At 41.4% G+C, this 1487-nt stretch carries 1 protein-coding gene; it reads right to left on the bottom strand.

What is annotated here, in order from left to right; all coding sequences use genetic code 11:
- Positions 1–182: 182 nt before the first annotated feature.
- Complete coding sequence (locus tag V7K45_RS12450; RefSeq protein WP_335003776.1) at positions 183–1328, bottom strand: IS4 family transposase; 1146 nt, start codon at positions 1326–1328, stop codon at positions 183–185.
- Positions 1329–1487 lie beyond the last annotated feature (159 nt).

Here is a 1487-nt window from a genome sequence, read left to right as displayed (position 1 = left end):
CAATACGGTTCAGTTAAGGCTGAAAGACTGATTAGTGATATGAAATTTAGGAGCTTCAACTCGTTGTCCAGTACCTCTATGTTTTGGCTTTTTAGAACGAAACTTTGATACAGGTTTTTTCACAACTCTAGGGTTATTACGTGAAACTCGTTCAGGTAATAAGGTATCTAAAATCTCTAGGGTTAGCCAATCGAAAAAAAAGGGAATTCTTCTGGTTGTAAGCGTTGAAACTTAGGAAGGGCACGACGGATGACTCGTAATGTTCCTGTAAAACCCAGACGTAATGGTGGAACCTCAGCACTGGTTGCAGCTTGAAACATTAATACCCTGACTGACCAATGCCCCAACAACCAGCCGTATACCTCTTGCACGACTTCCCGTGCTTTTTGGGAACGAACGTGAGTTTTTCGTCCTAAAAGGTGTATTTTCAATTCATCAATTGTATTTTCTACTTCCCAACGCTGATGATACTCTCTGGCTAACAACTCGGCGGGGAATTTTTCAATATCTAATAGGCTTGTAATCAAGCGATATGTAAGTTGTTCAGTAGGGTTTTCTGGATGTTCAATTGTGTATTCAATCACTCGTAGCAGTATTGGTTGACAACCTTTTTTTCTAAGCTTGCCCGATGGATAAATATATGACAGGTAAGAGCCGTCTTCTAAAGGTTGTTCTGCAAGAAATTTCACATTGGCAGGAATTCTTCCTAAATAGTCACATCCCTTAGACACTGTTGTCTTCACCATTGCATATGAATGCAATCCCCTATCCCACATCAATAACATCCCTGATTGTACAGAGCGTAATAATTTCAATGCCCGCACTCGTTCTCCGATGCGATATGGACACATTAAAGCATCAAAGATTAAGTGCGTTCCTGCTTCTACTAATATGACTAATCTAACTTTGGGAAATGCTGCTTGTGTACCTGGACGACTACTGGGGCGACCAAAAACTCTTGCATTTTCATCGCTGTCTGGGACATCGAATACTGTTCCATCAATGACTACAATTCTTAGTCCATTGAGAAACGCTCCTAATGTCTCCTGTGTCGCCATTGGTCGTATTAACTGATGAAATAATTGGCTCATTACCCTTGCACCTAATCGCTGTCGGGCTTGTGTAATGGCTGACTTACAAGGTACTCGCCAATATTTACCAACTTTCACCCATGATTCACTTAGTCCATCAATTAAGTTTTTCAGTACATCACGCATCGAGTCTTTAGACCAAAGACTCATTGCTATTACCAGACTAACCACTAATTGTGCTGGTAGCGATCGCCTGCGTTCCTCTTCGGTTTTGGTATTAGCGATCGCCTGTTCGATGGCAAAAGCTGGAATCGCTGTCTCGATTGCTTTCAGTACGTCACTACTTTGTATATCTGGAGACACCAATAAGAAATCTTTGAGATGCACCACACGCTCATTTTCATTCTTGGACAATGCTTAATTTACACGACTTTCAGCCTTAACTGAACCGTATTG

It is taken from the genome of Nostoc sp. (assembly GCF_036917375.1).
Classification (GTDB): Bacteria; Cyanobacteriota; Cyanobacteriia; order Cyanobacteriales; family Nostocaceae; genus Nostoc.
This window is presented reverse-complemented; position numbering and strand designations above follow the sequence as displayed.